17 protein-coding genes, 1 tRNA gene and 1 pseudogene are annotated in these 16,453 nt (G+C 62.4%); 11 read left to right on the top strand and 8 right to left on the bottom strand.

The window, feature by feature from the left end; translation table 11 throughout:
* The first annotated feature begins 5 nt into the window (after positions 1-5).
* Positions 6-530 (top strand): hypothetical protein, encoded by a 525-nt coding sequence (locus AUC68_RS00425; protein ID WP_069435839.1) that lies wholly within the window; start codon positions 6-8, stop codon positions 528-530.
* Between the two features lie 65 nt (positions 531-595).
* Here the strand turns inward: AUC68_RS00425 and AUC68_RS00420 are convergent, their stop codons facing one another.
* Positions 596-1,408, bottom strand: a complete 813-nt coding sequence (locus AUC68_RS00420; RefSeq protein WP_069435838.1) for a hypothetical protein — start codon at positions 1,406-1,408, stop codon at positions 596-598.
* Between the two features lie 111 nt (positions 1,409-1,519).
* Positions 1,520-2,356 carry a hypothetical protein gene (locus AUC68_RS00415; RefSeq protein WP_069435837.1) on the bottom strand — a complete coding sequence of 279 codons (837 nt, stop codon included), beginning with the start codon at positions 2,354-2,356 and terminating at the stop codon, positions 1,520-1,522.
* 209 nt (positions 2,357-2,565) lie between these two features.
* On the opposite strand from AUC68_RS00415, the gene AUC68_RS00410 reads away from it, so the two are divergent.
* From AUC68_RS00410 to AUC68_RS00400, 3 genes are all read left to right on the top strand, one after another.
* Complete coding sequence (locus tag AUC68_RS00410; protein ID WP_204376931.1) at positions 2,566-2,862, top strand: type II toxin-antitoxin system RelE/ParE family toxin; 297 nt, start codon at positions 2,566-2,568, stop codon at positions 2,860-2,862.
* Entirely contained in the window at positions 2,862-3,185 is a 324-nt protein-coding gene (locus AUC68_RS00405) for a HigA family addiction module antitoxin (protein ID WP_069435836.1), read from the top strand. The genes AUC68_RS00410 and AUC68_RS00405 overlap by 1 nt, the downstream gene beginning before the upstream one ends.
* Positions 3,186-3,305: 120 nt before the next feature.
* Complete coding sequence (locus AUC68_RS00400; RefSeq protein ID WP_069435835.1) at positions 3,306-4,424, top strand: hypothetical protein; 1,119 nt, start codon at positions 3,306-3,308, stop codon at positions 4,422-4,424.
* Between the two features lie 66 nt (positions 4,425-4,490).
* On the opposite strand, the gene sciP is transcribed toward AUC68_RS00400, so the two are convergent.
* On the bottom strand, positions 4,491-4,769 hold the full coding sequence (sciP, locus tag AUC68_RS00395) for a CtrA inhibitor SciP (protein WP_069435834.1): 279 nt from the start codon (positions 4,767-4,769) through the stop codon (positions 4,491-4,493).
* Between the two features lie 393 nt (positions 4,770-5,162).
* Between sciP and mnmA the strand changes: the two genes are divergently transcribed.
* From mnmA to AUC68_RS00365, 6 genes are all read left to right on the top strand, one after another.
* Positions 5,163-6,365, top strand: coding sequence for a tRNA 2-thiouridine(34) synthase MnmA (mnmA, locus tag AUC68_RS00390; protein WP_069435833.1), 1,203 nt, complete (start codon positions 5,163-5,165; stop codon positions 6,363-6,365).
* Between the two features lie 65 nt (positions 6,366-6,430).
* A complete protein-coding gene (locus tag AUC68_RS00385) occupies positions 6,431-7,240 on the top strand; it encodes a class I SAM-dependent methyltransferase (RefSeq protein WP_069435832.1) in 810 nt (269 codons plus the stop codon).
* 226 nt (positions 7,241-7,466) lie between these two features.
* A tRNA-Met gene (locus tag AUC68_RS00380) sits at positions 7,467-7,543 on the top strand.
* A 240-nt stretch (positions 7,544-7,783) separates the two neighbouring features.
* On the top strand, positions 7,784-9,277 hold the full coding sequence (locus AUC68_RS00375) for a formylglycine-generating enzyme family protein (protein WP_069435831.1): 1,494 nt from the start codon (positions 7,784-7,786) through the stop codon (positions 9,275-9,277).
* 10 nt (positions 9,278-9,287) lie between these two features.
* The gene (locus AUC68_RS00370; protein ID WP_141701007.1) at positions 9,288-9,722 is read left to right on the top strand and encodes a hypothetical protein; all 435 of its coding nucleotides are present in this window, start codon (positions 9,288-9,290) and stop codon (positions 9,720-9,722) included.
* 68 nt (positions 9,723-9,790) lie between these two features.
* The gene (locus tag AUC68_RS00365; protein ID WP_069435829.1) at positions 9,791-10,177 is read left to right on the top strand and encodes a lysozyme inhibitor LprI family protein; all 387 of its coding nucleotides are present in this window, start codon (positions 9,791-9,793) and stop codon (positions 10,175-10,177) included.
* Between the two features lie 95 nt (positions 10,178-10,272).
* On the opposite strand, the gene AUC68_RS00360 is transcribed toward AUC68_RS00365, so the two are convergent.
* Together AUC68_RS00360 and AUC68_RS00350 are read right to left on the bottom strand one after the other, a co-directional pair.
* The gene (locus tag AUC68_RS00360; protein WP_069435828.1) at positions 10,273-10,617 is read right to left on the bottom strand and encodes a DUF4189 domain-containing protein; all 345 of its coding nucleotides are present in this window, start codon (positions 10,615-10,617) and stop codon (positions 10,273-10,275) included.
* Between the two features lie 608 nt (positions 10,618-11,225).
* Complete coding sequence (locus AUC68_RS00350; RefSeq protein ID WP_069435826.1) at positions 11,226-11,828, bottom strand: histidine phosphatase family protein; 603 nt, start codon at positions 11,826-11,828, stop codon at positions 11,226-11,228.
* Between the two features lie 150 nt (positions 11,829-11,978).
* Between AUC68_RS00350 and AUC68_RS00345 the strand changes: the two are divergent.
* Positions 11,979-13,970, top strand: a pseudogene (locus AUC68_RS00345) (acyl CoA:acetate/3-ketoacid CoA transferase).
* Positions 13,971-14,161: 191 nt separating this feature from the next.
* Here the strand turns inward: AUC68_RS00345 and AUC68_RS00340 are convergent.
* From AUC68_RS00340 to AUC68_RS00330, 3 genes are all read right to left on the bottom strand, one after another.
* The gene (locus AUC68_RS00340; protein WP_069435825.1) at positions 14,162-14,599 is read right to left on the bottom strand and encodes a DsrE family protein; all 438 of its coding nucleotides are present in this window, start codon (positions 14,597-14,599) and stop codon (positions 14,162-14,164) included.
* A 211-nt stretch (positions 14,600-14,810) separates the two neighbouring features.
* Positions 14,811-15,344, bottom strand: coding sequence for a flavodoxin domain-containing protein (locus AUC68_RS00335; RefSeq protein WP_069435873.1), 534 nt, complete (start codon positions 15,342-15,344; stop codon positions 14,811-14,813).
* A gap of 124 nt (positions 15,345-15,468) precedes the next feature.
* Positions 15,469-16,428, bottom strand: coding sequence for a PQQ-dependent catabolism-associated beta-propeller protein (locus tag AUC68_RS00330; RefSeq protein WP_069435824.1), 960 nt, complete (start codon positions 16,426-16,428; stop codon positions 15,469-15,471).
* Positions 16,429-16,453: the final 25 nt, after the last annotated feature.

The raw sequence follows: 16,453 nt of genomic DNA, 5'->3' as shown, positions 1-16,453 counted from the left end.
GGCGCGTGACGGCCGTGCGCGGACACACGCTTCTCCGGCCGGCAGCGGTGGGCCTCGCGCTCGCCGCCACGGGGCTTTCGCTCGCCGCCTGCCGGACCAACAAGCAGGCCGCGCAGGCGCAGCTGGTCGCCGCCGAGCAGACCGGCGCTATTCCCGTCTACAATAGGCAGCGTCTCACCACGACGACGGCGCGGCCGGTGGACGCCTATGTGATGCTGGGCGGGCGCATCAAGACCTGCTGGTTCAACGCGTCCGCGCCGCTGCTGCCGCGGCATGTCTACCGGGCCGACGTCAGCCCGGACGGAGGCAAGGTGGCGATCACCATTCACGACAAGAAAGATGCGCGCGGTCTCGCCGGCGACGTCGCCTATGCCATCGACATCGCCGAAGAGGGCGGCGGGACGGTCATCACCACCAAGAACCGTTCCATGACGCCGTCCCAGGCCGCGAAGATGCAATACGACATCAATCGCTGGAAGAGCGGCGAGACCAATTGCAGCCGCAAAGTGCCGCGCCTGGCGGCGGGGTGAGGGTTCTAACGAGCGGTCACTGACAGGATCGCGAGGCGTATGTCTTCATCAGAAATAGCCATTGATCAGGGCTCCTTTGTTAAGCGCGCCACTGTCCGTGACGATTGATACTGACTCTGGAATGGTCTTTGGAAACATGGATCCGAGCGGGCGAAGCATGGGAGATGGTCCGGCAATTCGGGCCAGCCGGGACGCTCCGTCGTCAGCTGCAAGTGCGCGGATTTGATGGAGAAGTTTTGACTGAATTCCTGTGAGGGATTGGCGAGCTTGACGCGCCTCCACGTGTCGGGTCTGGTCGGATCTGCGAACGTGATCATGATCGGCAATTGATCTATGGGTACATCAGCTCCGATCTTCTCCGCGGTGGCCATTTTAAAGGGCGGCAGTTCAGTTAACTTGGTCGTGCCGAAGCGGAGAACCATTCGGGCTAGAACGCTAATTGCGTTTGGGACGTTTGTTCCCCCGGATCCGGCCATCGTGACCAAGAGCGGCTTGCCGCCTACGTCGAAATAGATCGCTTCGCCGAAGACCACGACCTGCTCATTGGAGACGCCGCCAAGCGTTAGCCTGTTCCTGATCGGGTTCCTCGCTTTCAGGACCTCATAGACCTCAGAGTTGCTGATCGTCTTCCCGTCGACGTCAAGCGTGACCGTCAATCTGTATTGATAGCTAATCCAAGGGTTCACGGCGCAATAGCGGAGCCATAGGACCGCGACAGCCGCAGGAAACAACATCAAGATGACCGGCCACTTTCGGAACCGGCACCGAACCATGATGGACACCGCGAGGCAGAGCACGATGGCTGCAAGTACCGCATGCCAGTACAGCATCCACCACATCTGAAAATGAGCGATGCTGTCCTTGCTGGCCTCAAACATCCCGCTCGCCCTTCCTAGAGACCGGCCAAAATGGCGAGAGCGTCTGCATGCGTCTCGCACGCGGCGCGCCAGTATGCGTCCATGGAAAGGATCGCGAGCCGGATATCTTCGTCAGAAATAGCCATTGATCAGGGCTCCTTTGTTGAGCGTATCGGCGCGTGTCACAATCGATGTCGTCTCTCGAATTCCGATCGGAAAAATCCAGGCTCGCGAACGGAGCCAGGGAAGATGCCCCGGCAACTCGGGCCACCCAGGCTGTTCCGTTGTTAGTTGCAAATGTGCGGACTGGATCACAAAGTTCGGACCGAGAGTGTCCGCGTAGTCGACGACACGGCGGATATGTCGCCACGAACCGGGATCGTCGACATCCATAAATGTGATTGCTCTCGGCAGTTGGCCGATCGGAACGGCAGCCCCGATTTTCTCCGCGGTGGCCTTTTTGAAGGGCGGCAATTCCACCAACTTGGTTGGTCCGAAACGAAGGACTTTGTAGGCAAGAACGCTGACTGACGTTGGAGCATTTTGCTCGCCAGACCCCGCCATCGTGAATAGCAGCGGCTTGCCATTCACATCGAAATAGATTGCTTCGCCGAAGACCACGGTCCGGTAACTAGACCCCGGGGCACCCAGCGACAGCGCATACATTAGCGGCGTCTTCGCTTTTCGAACCTCATATGTGGAGGAGTTGCTGACGGCCTTCCCATCAGTCTCAATGTTGACGGTCAGCGTGTAGCGGTAGGTCTCCCACGGATACGCCGCGCAATACCAAAGCCACGCTCCAGCGAATACAGCCGGGATAAGAGCAAAAAAGCATGGCCAAAAGTACGCGGCGTACCGATAGATGACGTACGACGTTTGACAGAGTACGAGCACCGCAAGAACCGCATGCCAGTACAGCAGCCACCACATCTGAAAATGGGCAATGCTGTCCTTGCTGGCGTCGATCATCGGGTTTTCCGCCTCTCACCTACCAGTTGTAGATCACTCCGCCATCCTGCAGGCGGGGTGGGGCATTCGTCCAGGGACGGGGCGTCGCAATCTCGCGAAGGGGTAAATGGCGGGACCTAGGATGAGGCTTCGTGTGCGGCCTGGACGCTTGCGCCGCACCGGCTTGGGGCCGTCCTTCAGTGTAATGTGCTGCTTGACAGTCAGGTGTCATGCGCTACATTACAGGTGTGATCCGGTCGTTCAGGCACAAAGGCCTCAGGGCCTTCTGGGAGAAGGGCGAAACACAGAAGCTTCCGGCGGAGCGCGTCGGCCGGATCGAGAGGATGCTCGACCGCTTGAACAGCGCAACCGAGCCAGGCGACATGGACGTGCCCAGCTACCGGTTTCATAGACTCAAAGGTACTCGGACGGGCACCTATGCCGTGACGGTCTCGGGCAATTGGCGCTTGACCTTTCAATGGGAAGACGGCGACGCGACCAATGTGAACTTCGAGGACTATCACTGATGACCAAGACCTATCCGAAGAGGGACCCGAACCGGAGGCCCACCCATCCCGGCGCGCTGCTGCGCGAGGATGTGATCCCTTTCTTGGTGGAAGAGAAGGGGCTGACCAAGACCGCCATCGCGAAGGGGCTCGGCATGTCCCGCAACCAGCTCTATCAGATCCTTGCGGAGAAGCAGCCGGTGACGCCGGAGACGGCGGTCAAGCTTGCCGCGGCCTTTGGCGGCTCGGCCCAGTCCTGGCTCAATATGCAGTCCGCCTACGATCTCTGGGAGGCCGAGCGGACGGTCGACGTCGGACCGGCCAGAAAGCTCCGGGCGGCCTAGGGCAGCGCCGGAACGCGCCACCCCAGAATTGCATTTTCGGCGCTCGCGCCCCATCTAAGCGGCGATGCGCCCCTCCGCCGCCCGGCTGCCCGCCAAGCCCGTTTCGTCTATATCTAACCCATGATCTCGATCCTCGTTTTCGTCGTCCTCGTGGTCGTCCTGCTGCTTATCGCCCGGCGCAGCAGCAAGAACCGGGACGCGATCCTCATCGAAGTGATCTTGGGCATCGCGGGTTCCGTCGCGGCGGCCGTCATCGTCACGTCCTTCCCGAAGGTCGATACGGACAATTTCCTGGGATATTTGGACAACCAGATCTACGAGTTCGTCTTTGGCAAGAAAGCGGACGAGGCGCCCAAAGTGCCGGCGGCGGACGAAAAAGTGGTCGCCATCAAAAAGAACGTCAGCTCCGACGACCGGAAGATCGAAGGGGTCTACGCCGGGCTTGTCCGCGCGGTCCAGAACGGCTCGGATGTTCTTTCGGAGAAGGCGTATATCTTGCGGGTCGATCCCGCCAAGAAGGACAAGATTCTCGAGATCTACCAGGGCGGCGACATCGAATACCAAATCCGGATTGACGGAAAGCTTCAGAAGGACGGCGTGACCTGGCTCGGCGAAACGAAGTCCGTCCTGAAGGGCGGGACGTTCGTTCAGGACGATCTGAAGCTGCTCCTGTCCCCCGAAGTCGGGCGGATCGACTGGCACCAGCATGACAAGGTTCAGCGCATCGAGTCGATCGGGACGCTGTACAAGATCGACGAGGAGATCGCGTCGGAGCGCGTTCGCGCGATCAACAGGATCAAGAACAATATCGTCATCTGCAAGGAAGACAGCGCCAAGAAGGGCCCCGACCCCTCGCAGTTTCTGTTCATTCCGGTCGGATATCGCGCGGGCTCGGCGGCGCCCTCGCTGGAGGGACCGAGCTATGCGGACAAGCTCTTCGGCCAGATCATCTCCGGGTACGCGATGCCGTACGAGGCGCCCTACGACGTGCACATCAAGACGCGGTTCAAGAGCAACGACTTCCCGAATCTCACCGGCATGAACATGCTGCAGCCGGATCTGTCGTTCTTCGTCGGGTTCTTCGACAAGGACTACAGCGTCGGCGTCAATCGCCCGGGCGAGGAGGCGACCTGGTTCAAGCAGGCGTTCGGCGAGACCGAGCCGTGCCGGGTGTTCTTCGTGGGGTTTCCGCCGGTGGCGGGGCTGGCCGGTGCGCCCGCAGCCCCGGCACGGCAGTGACCCCCAAACAAAATGGCCGGGGCGGGCCCGGCCATTCGGAAGTCCTGTCTTGGATGGAGCGCGGGGCTAGTTGCCGCGATAATCCTGGATGCGGGTCGCGCGCAGGCCGGCGAGGCCGTGCTTGTCGATGGAACGCTGCCAGCTCAGGAACTCGTCCACGGTCAGCGTATAGCGGTCGCAGGCCTCTTCGAGGCTGAGGAGACCACCGCGCACGGCGGCAACGACCTCCGCTTTCCGCCGGATGACCCAGCGGCGGGTGTCCTTCGGGGGTAGGTCGGCGACGGTCAGCGGGCTGCCGTCTGGCCCGATGACGTATCGGACGCGTGGCCTGTAATGTTCAGTCATCGTACGCAACACTCACAATACTTCGATGAGCAACAATCAAGGGAGACCCTACCAGCGCCCCATTTAAGAATTGCCTAAGCCGGCCGGTAAAATAAGCCGCAAGGAAATCGCCAAAACTCTCTGAATTATTTCAAATTTCTCGGTCCGCGTTGTGGCGTCACAATGGGGGTTTGTGTCCCTTTAGCTTGCGTGGCGGGCGCGCGCTCCCTATGTTCTGGGACTTATCCAAACTGTCACAAGGGATTAGGGGACAGGCTCGCGACCGCGCGGCGAAGCGTCGAGAAGCAGTCAGGCCAGGCCTTGCGCCACCATCGTCGTGCCATGCCCGCCCGGTAGGGTCTTGATGGCGAAAGCCGGCCGCGCATTCAGCCAAGAGAGTGCCTAACAGCAATCATGGTTAACAGTTTGCATCTTCCGGGGCGTCCGGCCGAGACGCGGGTGGTCGTCGCCATGTCGGGCGGCGTCGACTCGTCCGTGGTGGCTGGCCTCTTGAAGCGGGAGGGATACGACGTCGTCGGCATCACCTTGCAGCTCTACGACCATGGCGAGGCCGTGGCCAAGAAGGGCGCCTGCTGCGCCGGCCAGGACATCAAGGATGCGCGCCGTGTGGCGGCCGCGCTCGATATCCCCCATTACGTGCTCGACTATGAGCGCAAGTTCGAGCAGGCCGTGATGGGGGCGTTCGCCGATAGCTATCTCTCGGGCGAGACGCCGGTGCCGTGCGTCGCCTGCAATCAGAACATCAAGTTTCGCGATCTTCTGGAAACGGCCGAAGGGCTTGGCGCCGCCGCGCTCGCAACGGGCCATTACGTGAAAAACATGACCGGCGCGCATGGCCGGGAGCTGCATCGCGCGGCCGACAAGGAGCGCGACCAGAGCTATTTCCTGTTCAACACGACGCCCGAACAGCTCGCCTTCCTGCGCTTCCCCTTGGGCGGTATGCCGAAGGACGAGACGCGCGCGCTCGCGCGCGAATTCGGGCTCGACGTCGCCGACAAGTCGGACAGCCAGGACATCTGCTTCGTGCCCACGGGCCGGTACACGCAAGTGATCGAGCGGCTGCGCCCCGGTGCCGCCGAGTCCGGCAATATCGTCCATGTGGATGGCCGCGTGCTGGGCCGCCATACGGGCATCATCAATTACACGATCGGCCAGCGCCGGGGCCTCGGCATCGCCGCGGCCGAGCCGCTTTACGTGGTCAAGCTCGATGCCGGGCGCCACGAAGTGGTGGTGGGCCCGCGCGAGGCGCTTCTGGCGCGCACCGTCGTGCTGCGCGACCTCAATTGGCTGGGCGATGAGCCTTTCGAGACGGTCGCGGCCGGCGGTCTCGAGGTCTTGGCGCGGATCCGGTCCACGGGCCCGCTGCAGCCGGCGACGGTCCTCTGCGAAAGCGGGACGGTGCTGGTGGAGCTTGCCGATGGCGAAGAGGGGGTGTCCCCGGGACAGGCTTGTGTATTTTATGCCGCATCGGGCGGCGGAGAGCGGCTTCTTGGCGGCGGATGGATCAAGTCCGCGGCCGGAGCCTTCCAAACCAAGGACGCATTTCCGGTCGGGGCGCCATTGCCGCCCGAGGCGTTCTTGGTGCAATCGCGTTAGGCCGCCAAAGGAAAGCGGCTCACAGCCTCGGGGAGGGTTAAGCGTTGTCTTCCAATCATCCAGTGATGGACACCGAATCCGTCCGCCACGCTTACCGCCGCTGGGCGCCGGTTTACGATTACACGTTCGGCCAGGTCGCCGATGCGGGCCGCAAGCACGCGGTCAAGATCATCAACAAGCGCAAGGGCCGCGTTCTCGAAGTGGGCGTCGGCACGGGGCTGTCGCTGCCGGCCTACGGCAAGCACCTGACCGTCACCGGCATCGATCTGTCGCCGGACATGCTGGACAAGGCGAGGCAGAAAGTCGCCAGGAAGAAGCTCGACAATGTGGACGGGCTGCACGAGATGGACGCGAGCGCGCTCGGCTTTGCGGATGAGAGCTTCGACACCGTGGTCGCTATGTACGTGATGACCGTCGTGCCCGATCCGGAGAAGGTCATGCGCGAGCTGGAGCGGGTTTGCGCGCCCGGCGGCGAGGTGATCCTCGTCAACCATTTCAGCCAGGAGCACGGCGTGCGCGGGTTCCTCGAGCGGAAACTGGCCAATTTCGCCGACCTGATCGGCTGGCACGCGGTGTTCGAGCCCGAGCGCGTCCTGATTTGCGATGACTTGCGCCTGGTGGAGCGGCGGCCGCTCTGGCCCGTGGGACTGTTCACCATGCTGCGCTTCGTCAAGGAGCCGGGCTTCGGCGTCGCCCCGCAGGCGGCACGCGAATTTCTGGCTAAGGGTCGCAAGACGGGGCGTCAGGCGGTTGGCGCGGCCCATGCGGCGTCTTCGTCCGCGCCGCGGAAAGAGGCCTTCGCGCGCCGAATGCTTGACAGCAATTACTGGCGGTCCCTATATCGCCGCCTCCAGAGTCAATTGGCCGAGCGTTAGTTTTTTCTTGCCCTACCGCGCTAGCGCGCTACTTGAGGGCTCGATGTTCGCGCTATCGGCCTAGCGGCCTATTTGAGCGCATGATTTTTGCGCTATCGGCCTAGCGGCCTATTTGAGCGCATGATTTTTGCGCTACCGGCCGTCGGCCCACTTGAGCGCGAGACCAAGTTAGGGTCTAAGGTGCGGACGATCTGGAGTGCGTGGGCCGTGCCCAGCGCACCATTGGGGCGGAGTAGCTCAGCCGGTTAGAGCAGCGGAATCATAATCCGCGTGTCGGGGGTTCGAGTCCCTCCTCCGCTACCAGATCTTCCAATTGGTGAGCCTTAGAGTGCCGCGTCGCGTCACGCCGGCAGTGTCGTTTCCGGGCGGCCGGGACGTACGGCGCCGACGCTTGGATGCGGAGACCCATCGACCGAAAACACGGGCCGCAAGCCGGGCCGCAAATCCCGGAACGGACGCTGGCCGGCTCCCAGCGCTGCTCAGTTGCAGCCGGCAAATTCTCGTGCAACGATAAGTGGCAGGTGGGGCTGAGACTTAACCGATATGCAGCAATTCGGGGCTCTGTTCACAGTCTTCGTGGGGATGATCAGCTTGGGGATGGTCAGCGCCGCGGCCCTTGCCGAGGCACCGGCGCCGCTCTCGAGCTTCAAGGACTGCGACGCATGTCCTGAAATGGTGGCCCTCCCGCCAGGTAAGTTCCTGATGGGCGCCTCCGCAGCGGACCGCAAACTCGCGGACGCCTACTCGGTTGCGAGCGAGTTGCCGCAGCACGAAGTCACAATTGCCTATCCGTTCGCACTCAGCCGGTTCGAGGTGAGCGTTGCGGACCTCGGCGCCTATGCCGCGGAGACCGGCGCCAAGCCGGGCGGAGAATGCCAGATCAGGGCGCCGGACCTTGGCCCCAACAAGGGGAAGTTCCTCGGGACATTGAAGCCCGGCACGCCGCGTAACATCCCGGGGCTCGTGGTGATCACCGATGGCGACTTCCGCAAGCCCGGCGCCGTCGTGACCGAGCGGCACCCGGCGGTCTGCATTTCGCGCCGGGAGGCCATGGCCTATCTCGCCTGGCTGAGTAAAAAGACCGGGCGCCGCTATCGCCTGCCCACAGAAGCGGAATGGGAATATGCCGCGCGGGCGGGCAGCAAGACGCCGTTTCACTACGGGGGCGGCCTAAGCGATCTGTGCAAGTACGGTAACTTCGCCGACAAGAAGTCTGTGTACGGCGCGAGGATCGTCGCCAAATGCGCCGAGAACCCGTCGCCCGAGGGGCTCGCGCCGATTGGCAGCTATCTGCCGAACGCGTGGGGCCTGCATGACATGACCGGCAACGCTTTTGAGTTCGTCGAGGATTGCGCGTCCGAGAATTACCATGGTGCGCCGAACGACGGCTCGGCGTGGCGCGGCAGCGGGAAGCCTTGCGAGTTCTTCACGACACGGAGTTATTTTTTCGACAGCCTCGGAACCAGTCTCCGCTCAGCCGCGCGTTGCACGGCGGTGGATTGGGACGGCCGCAGCAACGGACTTGCGATCCGCGTCGCCGTGTCGCTCGACGAGGTTGGGCGAGCCGAACCCGAAATGGGCAACGGTTCGCCAAAGGCCGAACGAACGTCCCCTCCGCTCGGTCCGTCATTGGTCCTCAAGCCCCCACTTGGGGCAACAGGCAACATGCCGCTGCCAAAGGCGTTGAGCGGCGTGGATCGGATCTACACGAGCGCCTGCGCAGCGAACGGCTGTTCTGTCAGCGCTTTGAGAGACGTAAGGCCCACGGTCGTCGCGGACCTGCGCGAGGTGGACACCGTGACGTGGACCTGGGACGTGGATATGGATCGAAGGCCGCGTTCTGAAAAAGTCGAAAAGGCGTTCAACAACGAGCTCACGGTCTCATGCGACGAGGCTAAGGTTTGGCAGGGGGCGGCGGAAATCTCCATCACCGCGACAGCCGAAACGAAGTTCCGTCCGCGACGGCCGGACGTTCCGTTCTTCGACCTTTGGTGGGCGGTTTGCCGGGACGTCATGAAGAAATATTCGGGGGGATGACGTGAGGGCCTTGACGGGTTCCGTTCTGCTGCTGACCGCGGCGGGTGTCTTTAGCCTCGCGGGCGCATGCGTTGCGTCGGCCGTGGCGGCCGGGGGTCCGTGCGGCATAGCGTCTGGGACGTGGACGGACGAGCAAGGCACCTGCGCGATCATCAAAGAGGGCGGCCGGAATCTAGGCGGCCAATATACCTATATGACCTTCGGCAAGAACGGGAAATGGGCGCAGTGGGAGAGTCTTTGTCAGATTCGAAACCCGGTGCTCAGCGGAGACATCTGCGCGCTGCAAATGGCTTGCTCTGTCGAAGGCTCGACGTCGGTCTCAAAAGTCAGATTTCGGATCGTCGATTCGAATTCCATTGCCTTCGAAAGCGACAGCGGCGCTTTCGATAACACGTACATGTTTTGCACGCCGAAACCGTACTCACCCTATTTCGACATCGACTAGGTCCCTAAAACGGCAGCAGAACGCAGGATGGACAGCCGCTTCGCGGAAGTCCGCAAGAGGAGGTCGCGATGCAAATAGCCGGGTGGCGCACACCGATTGTCGCAACGATTCTTGTGCTTCTCACATCGGCGCCCGCCAAGAGCGGGACGGATGTCTACGGGCCGGAGTTCAAGAGCTGCCCGTCCGGCAGTACGCTGCAAATCGTAGACTGCCTCAACCGCTACACGAAGGCCTGGGACAAACGGCTGAATGCGGCCTACCAGAAGCTTCTCAAGGACAACCCCCAGGCAGAGCAGCTCAGGAGCGCACAGCGGCTGTGGCTGAAGTTTCGTGACGCCAATTGCGGCTATTACGGATCGGGCGACGGCTCGATTGTTCGCATCCACGCGGCGGCATGCCTCCGGTACATGACGTCTCAGCGGGCGCGGGAGTTGGAGGAGTTGCTAACGTATTAGAGACGCGGGCCAACGGGACGTGCCAAGTCTCGCTTTCGCGCGCCCGGTTCGACGACTCCCGCCGTGTTGAGCCGCACGCGTTGACTCGGTGTCTATCATCTCGATGTGCAGGCCCACCGGACGACCCTGCAATCGCTGCTCGAACCGGCACACGTCTGCAGCGCACTGCGCTCGGCGGCGGCGCGGCTGCCGGCCCAGGCTCCGCCATAGCCGCCATAGTCCCCAAGGGCCAGGGCGCCACACGCGTTGCGAAACCAGGTCACAACCCTGCAGCCTCCGCCATAGCTTCGGCAGCGAGCCATGGCAGTCTTCTCGGCGTGCGCCCGGCTGCGCGAGTCGTAGGAATAGCCGTAAGCGCGCGTGTCCGGCGAATAGGCGATGGCCCCGTAATTGTCCCGGGCCGTTGCAGGCGTTGCCACACCCACCACGACGAGAGCCATGCAGAATAAGCCTATCAAGTGTCCTTTGCGGCACATGGCTTGGTTCACCCCCGTTCGTGGCCGGCCAGCTTCGCTTCGCTATGAAAACCAGTTGAATTATGGGTGTGTTGTCGTAGTAATCAACTGTGTGTTGTGCTTCACTCGGGTTAGGCCATGTCACCAATCCTGTTTTCCTTGAGCTTCGGTCCAGGTTGGCGCGGCAACAAGGCTCTGTTGCTGTTGGCGGCTGGGCTTCTGATAGGCGCCATCGACGTGTCGGATGCGAGCGCCAGACAAGTCTTGTGCTACCCCAAGGATGTCGATCCTCAGATTCTTCGGTCGCCTCGCGCTGGCGACTATCTCCCGAATTGGGCGCCTCCGAGCGGCGTCGGCACGGGGTGGTCGTTCACGAAGGTCTCCCGGACGGGAGCGTTTCTCAAAGGCGTCTTGAACACCTCACGCGGTAATCCGACTACGGGCACGATTTATGTCGTCGCCGCCGAATGGCATTGCGACTGACTCCACCTAGAGCCCGGTGTTCCATTTGGAGGCCCGGGATACGGTAATGTCGCTTGCGGTGCTCGCTCTTCGTTGTGCGCGCCCGGTTCGGCCCTGCGGTAGAGCAGGCGTCAGTGTCGGTGCACCTGGCCGCCTTCGAGACGGAAGAGGACGTCTTGTGGCTCGTCGAGTGAGAGGATCTCCGCCTCGGACATGCCCGCATACGACCCGCGAAGAACGCGTTCGACGGCCCCGTGAGTCACCACGATCAACCGTCCGTGTGCTGCGCGCAGCCAGGACTCAACGCGTCTTGCGACCATGGCATAGCTCTCGCCGCCGGGGATTCGATAGGACCATCGGTCCTTGTTGCGCTCCTGCCATTGGGCCCCGAAGCTTTGCTCGATCTCCTTGAGAGTCAGCCCGTCCCAAACGCCGAAGTCGATTTCGGTCAAACGCTTCTCCGTCTCGATTTCGGCATCGGGCCGCGCCAAGGCCTCGGCGACGATTCGCGCCGTATGTACGGCGCGGCCGAGTGGACTGGACACGATATGAAAGTCCTCCGCGGGGCCGATCAGGCTACGAAGGGTGCGGCCCTGTCGTTTCGCCTCCGCAACGCCTTTGGCGGTGAGCGGTGAGTCCAGCCGGCCGTCGAACCGCCCGGCGCGATTGCATTCCGTTTCCCCATGGCGCAACAGGTAGATGGCCTCCAGGGACGCGTTCGGCCTTGCGTGCATCGATCGATTGGTCGCAATTGAGGACGGCAACCGATACCACATGGCCGTGAGAGCTTCCAGGCTGGCAGGAGGCAGCCCCAACTGGGCTTCGACAAGGGGGCGCCGGTTATGCGATCCTGAAGAAAAGGACTGTTGAGGAAGCGAACCAAGATGAAAGACAAGACAATCAAGGCTGAAGAAGCCATCGCGCTGATCCGCGACAACGACGTCGTCACGACTACGGGCTTTGTTCAGAGCTGCATTCCGGAGGCGCTCCACGCAGCCCTCGAGACGCGCTTTGTCGAGACGGGCGCCCCTCGTGACCTCACGCTGATCATGTGCGCCGGCGCCGGCGACAGCAAAGGCCTTGGGACCGGGCGCCTGCACCATGAGGGTCTTCTGAAGCGCGTGATCGCCGCCAATTTCGGCCGGATGCCCAAAGTGGCCGAGGCCGCCCAACAGAACAAGATCTGCGGCTACAACCTGCCCCAAGGCGTGATCTCGCAGCTCTATCGGGCCTGCGCCGCCGGGCAGCCCGGCCTGTTCTCGAGGTCGGCCTTCACACCTATGTGGACCCGCGGCTCGACGGCGGGAAGGTCAACGACGTCACCGAGGAAGACATCGTCAAGCTCGTCGAAGTCGAAGGCGAGGAGTGGCTGTTCTACAAGGCGACAAAGATCGACGTGGCCTTCATCCGCGCCACGAGCGCAGACCCGTCTGGCAATCTCAGCATGGAGAAGGAAGCGCTGACCCTCGACGGCCTGGCCCAGGCCATGGCGGCCTACAACAATGGCGGTCTCGTGATCGCTCAGGTCGAGCGCATCGTCGAGCAGGGCTCGCTCAAGCCGAAAGACGTCAAGGTGCCCGGTATTCTGGTGGACTGCGTCGTGGTGGCCGACCCGCCGGAGATGCACCGCATGAATTACGGCGTGCTCTACGATCCGGCCCTGTCAGGCGAAATCCGGGTGCCCGTGGAAGGCATGCCGAAGATGCCACTCGATCCGCGCAAGGTCATCGCTCGCCGTGCTGCGTTCGAGCTGCCGCCCAACGGTGTCGTGAATCTCGGCGTCGCGCTCCGGACGGCGTGGCCTCCATCGCAAACGAAGAGAAGGTGACGCCCTATATCACCCTCACGACCGAAGCCGGCGCTGTGGGCGGCGTTCTGGCGGGCGGATCGAGTTTCGGATCCTCGGCTAATGCCCACTCGATCATCGATCAGAACACCATGTTCGACTTCTACGATGGCGGCGGGCTCGATCTCACCTGCCTCGGCATGGCCGAATGCGATGCGCAGGGCAACGTCAACACCAGCCGTTTCGGCGGCCGCCTCAACGGGTGCGGCGGGTTCATCAATATCTCGCAGACTCCCGCGCCGTCGTGTTCGCGGGCACCTTCACGGCAGGCGGTCTCGAGGTCGAAATCGCGAACGACGGCATCAAGATCGTCAAGGAGGGCCGTGCGCGGAAATTCGTCAGCCACGTCGAGCAGATCACGTTCAGCGGATCGTTCGCCCTGGAACGGTCGCAGCCCGTGATCTACGTGACCGAGCGCTGCGTGTTCCAACTGACGCCTGGCGGTCTCGAGCTGATCGAGGTGGCGCGAGGGATCGACATCGACAAGGACATCCTGGCCCAAATGGACTTCAAGCCGGTCATCAACAAGCCGGTTCCCATGGAGAGGCGCATCTTCAACGACGAGCCGATGGAGCTTCTGGACGATCTGCTCAATCTCAAGCTCTGGGAACGCGTCAGCTACGATGCGGACCGCAATATCCTGTTCCTCAACCTCGAGGGTTGGAGCGTCCGGAAGAAGAGCGATGTCGAGGATCTCACCAAGGTCCTCGTCGATGCCTGCAAGAAGGCCGGCAAGCGGGTCAACGCCGTGGTGAACCACGATGGCTGCCGGATCGCCGAGGACCTGTATGACGATTACGCCGGCATGATCGAATACATGATGGAACACTACTACGCGACCACCACACGCTACACGACGAGCACATTCATGCGCTTGAAGATGGAAGAAGCGTTGAGCAAGCGTGGGCTCGCTCCGCATGTCTACGAGCGGGCCGAGGAAGCGCACGATGCCGTGGGCATCGCTTCACCCATGGCGGCGGCCAGCTTGGCGCCGCAAAAGCACAATGGCCGGTCACACCCGGCGGAATGACGGCGTGAGTTTGAGCGCATTGGGCCGTGTGACGCTGCCCTTCGCAGCGTCGCATGCCCGGCGCGCTGGCCTGGTTGGACGTTGAGGCGAGGCTCAGCCATGGGCGTGAGCACCGCATGAGTGCTCAGCGGGACCCGGTGGCATCCTAAGCCGGCTCATGCGGGGCCGGGGCGCCTCGTCGGCTGGTGCGGCTACCAGGTGAGAGTCTTCGTGCCATCCATGAAGAGCCGCTCGGTCACCTTGTCCGGACCGCCGACCGCGACCCCACGCACCAAGCCGGTGTCCTCGATGCCGTAGTACTTCATGCAGTGCGGGCACGCGAGGAGCACGGCGCCGCCGCTTGTCAGGGTGCCAATCTCTTTCTGCTGCTCAGGGTAGGTCTCGGCGTGAGCCTTCGAGACGACGAGGACGCCTCTGTTGCTGAAGAAGACCGTGACGGGATGGCCCTGGTCTTGAATGGTCTTGGCGAAGCTGAGGGCCATGGTTGCGGCGTGCGCGTCGTCGGACACCAGGCTGACGAAGAAGGGGTCTTCGTCTCCGGAAACGGCTGGCTGCACGCTCGCCGCAAGCGTCGCGGCGGCAAGCACGAAGGCGAGGATAACGCCAAATCTAAACACGGATTTCGTCATTGAGGGGGGCACCTGTTGATCGATGAACGCAGTCTGTCGAGAGGCAATATCCAATCGAGGGTCGCGCTTCGGCCTTGATCTCAATCAAGCGGCATCGTGTGGGCCGCAGCAGCGCACCGGCCACGCAGATGTTTCTCTGTTCCGGTTCTTGGGAGCGCGCCGGACCTGCGTTCCGCCTGTCAGCCAGCCCGCTTTGCGCGGGACGAGGTCGTCAATCTGCGGCCGTTTCGAGAAAGTCTTCGACGAAGCTGGCCAAAGCGGTCCAGTCGGTGAACTCCCGGTCCGCTCCGGGCTCGGAGGTCAGCCCCCGCCTCATGACGATGAACTTCACGACCTGCTCTTGGAAATAGTCGTATTCGGTGAATCGGACGGCGCCGCCGAGCAGAAGGGTCATGCGCGGCCGCCACCCCGTCAACTCGACGAACTGATCCACGTAGCTTTGCGCGGCTGGACGGGTCTCTTCCAGCGCCGCCGACAGGCTCACCGATATGAAGGCCGAAGGGCTTGCATTCAGGCGATCGCAATGCGCTGTCGCGAAGTTCTTGATGGCATTTTGGTGCTGCTCCTGGTGAACCGACCCGGCGACGACAAAGGCTTGAAAGGCGTCGAGATTCACGCTGGCACCCGGTTCTCCGGCGTCGAGCAGCTCGACGGAGTGTCCGCAGTCGGCGACCTCTTTTGCCACCCGCTCGGCGATCTTCCGGGTCTGCCCCTCGGTGGTTCCATAGACAATCAGGACATTCACGACGTTCCCCCGCAGCCAGAGTGCACCGTTGGATGAATGATCGACGGCGCCCAGCATACAGTTCGGGCCGCGCGGTGCCCAGTGCGCCGTCTCCGTTTTGTGTGACTCAATCTTCTTGTGTGACTCAGTCTTCGGAAACCGTGACGCCCCAGGGCGCCGTTCCGGTCGGGATCGACTTGACGACCTTCAGGCTGGGGACGTCGATCACCGATACATCGTTGCTGTTTCCGTTCGTTGCGAACAACAGCTTCTGGTCCGGCGTGAAGGCGAGTTGCCAGACCCGTTTCCCAACCAGCAGATAGTCTTCGACCTCGAATGTCTTCGCATCAATGACCGCCACGCGGTTCGCCGGCCCAAGCGCGACGAACGCCTTCGTGCCGTCTTTCGTCACGCGCACGCCTACGGGTTGGAGGTAAATCGGCTGGACACCAGGGACGTCGAACTTGATGACCTTGATCACCTCGCGTGTCTCGGCATCGATTACGGAGACCGTGCCGGCCACCTCTGAGCTGACCCACAAGTGCTTTCCGTCCGCCGTGAACTCGGCAAAACGTGGCCGTGTGCCCACCAGGACGTTGTCGGTGATCTGGTAGGTCTCGGTATCGATGAAATGCGCCATGTTGGTCGTCTCGGACGTCACCACGACCGTCTTGCCGTCGGGGCTGACGCCGACGCCCTCGGGCTCCACGCCAACCTGGACCTCCGCCAAAACCTTCGTCGTATCGAGATCGACGACCGTCAGCAGGTTGTCGTCTTCGTTGGCGATGTAGACGGGGCTGCCGGAAGGATGAATGTTCAGGAGTTCGGGGTCGGGGCCGGAGGGAAGGTCGGCCACAATCTCCCTCGAGGCGACGTCGAGCACCTGCACGGTATCGTCGTCGCTCGCGCAAATGAGGACCTGCTTTCCGTCCTTGCTCACCTTGATGCCGCGCGGCCGTTGTCCGACGGGGATCGTCGTCAGCACTTGCAGCGTGTCGCTGTCGATGACCGTCAGAGAGTTGCCTTTCTCGTTGGACACATAGACCGTGTAAGCGGCCGCGCGCCCGAACCGCAGAAAAGAAGGGCCGTCACGAGAACGGCGAATAGTGGCAGTATCTTCACGGTGTCCT

Origin of the sequence: Methyloceanibacter methanicus (assembly GCF_001723285.1) — a bacterium.
In the GTDB taxonomy this organism is placed as follows: Bacteria; Pseudomonadota; Alphaproteobacteria; order Rhizobiales; family Methyloligellaceae; genus Methyloceanibacter; species Methyloceanibacter methanicus.
The sequence above is the reverse complement of the archived record's forward strand: the minus strand, read 5'-3'. Positions and strand labels throughout refer to the sequence as shown.

What these genes read in the sequence shown, in the direction of transcription:
- AUC68_RS00420 (WP_069435838.1), bottom strand. Translation starts at nt 1,408, where the DNA reads ATGTTTGAGGCCAGCAAGGACAGCATCGCTCATTTTCAGATGTGGTGG.
- AUC68_RS00415 (WP_069435837.1), bottom strand. Translation starts at nt 2,356, where the DNA reads ATGATCGACGCCAGCAAGGACAGCATTGCCCATTTTCAGATGTGGTGG.
- AUC68_RS00410 (WP_204376931.1), top strand. Translation starts at nt 2,566, where the DNA reads ATGCGCTACATTACAGGTGTGATCCGGTCGTTCAGGCACAAAGGCCTC.
- AUC68_RS00405 (WP_069435836.1), top strand. Translation starts at nt 2,862, where the DNA reads ATGACCAAGACCTATCCGAAGAGGGACCCGAACCGGAGGCCCACCCAT.
- AUC68_RS00400 (WP_069435835.1), top strand. Translation starts at nt 3,306, where the DNA reads ATGATCTCGATCCTCGTTTTCGTCGTCCTCGTGGTCGTCCTGCTGCTT.
- sciP (WP_069435834.1), bottom strand. Translation starts at nt 4,769, where the DNA reads ATGACTGAACATTACAGGCCACGCGTCCGATACGTCATCGGGCCAGAC.
- mnmA (WP_069435833.1), top strand. Translation starts at nt 5,163, where the DNA reads ATGGTTAACAGTTTGCATCTTCCGGGGCGTCCGGCCGAGACGCGGGTG.
- AUC68_RS00385 (WP_069435832.1), top strand. Translation starts at nt 6,431, where the DNA reads ATGGACACCGAATCCGTCCGCCACGCTTACCGCCGCTGGGCGCCGGTT.
- AUC68_RS00375 (WP_069435831.1), top strand. Translation starts at nt 7,784, where the DNA reads ATGCAGCAATTCGGGGCTCTGTTCACAGTCTTCGTGGGGATGATCAGC.
- AUC68_RS00365 (WP_069435829.1), top strand. Translation starts at nt 9,791, where the DNA reads ATGCAAATAGCCGGGTGGCGCACACCGATTGTCGCAACGATTCTTGTG.
- AUC68_RS00360 (WP_069435828.1), bottom strand. Translation starts at nt 10,617, where the DNA reads ATGGCTCTCGTCGTGGTGGGTGTGGCAACGCCTGCAACGGCCCGGGAC.
- AUC68_RS00350 (WP_069435826.1), bottom strand. Translation starts at nt 11,828, where the DNA reads ATGCACGCAAGGCCGAACGCGTCCCTGGAGGCCATCTACCTGTTGCGC.
- AUC68_RS00340 (WP_069435825.1), bottom strand. Translation starts at nt 14,599, where the DNA reads ATGACGAAATCCGTGTTTAGATTTGGCGTTATCCTCGCCTTCGTGCTT.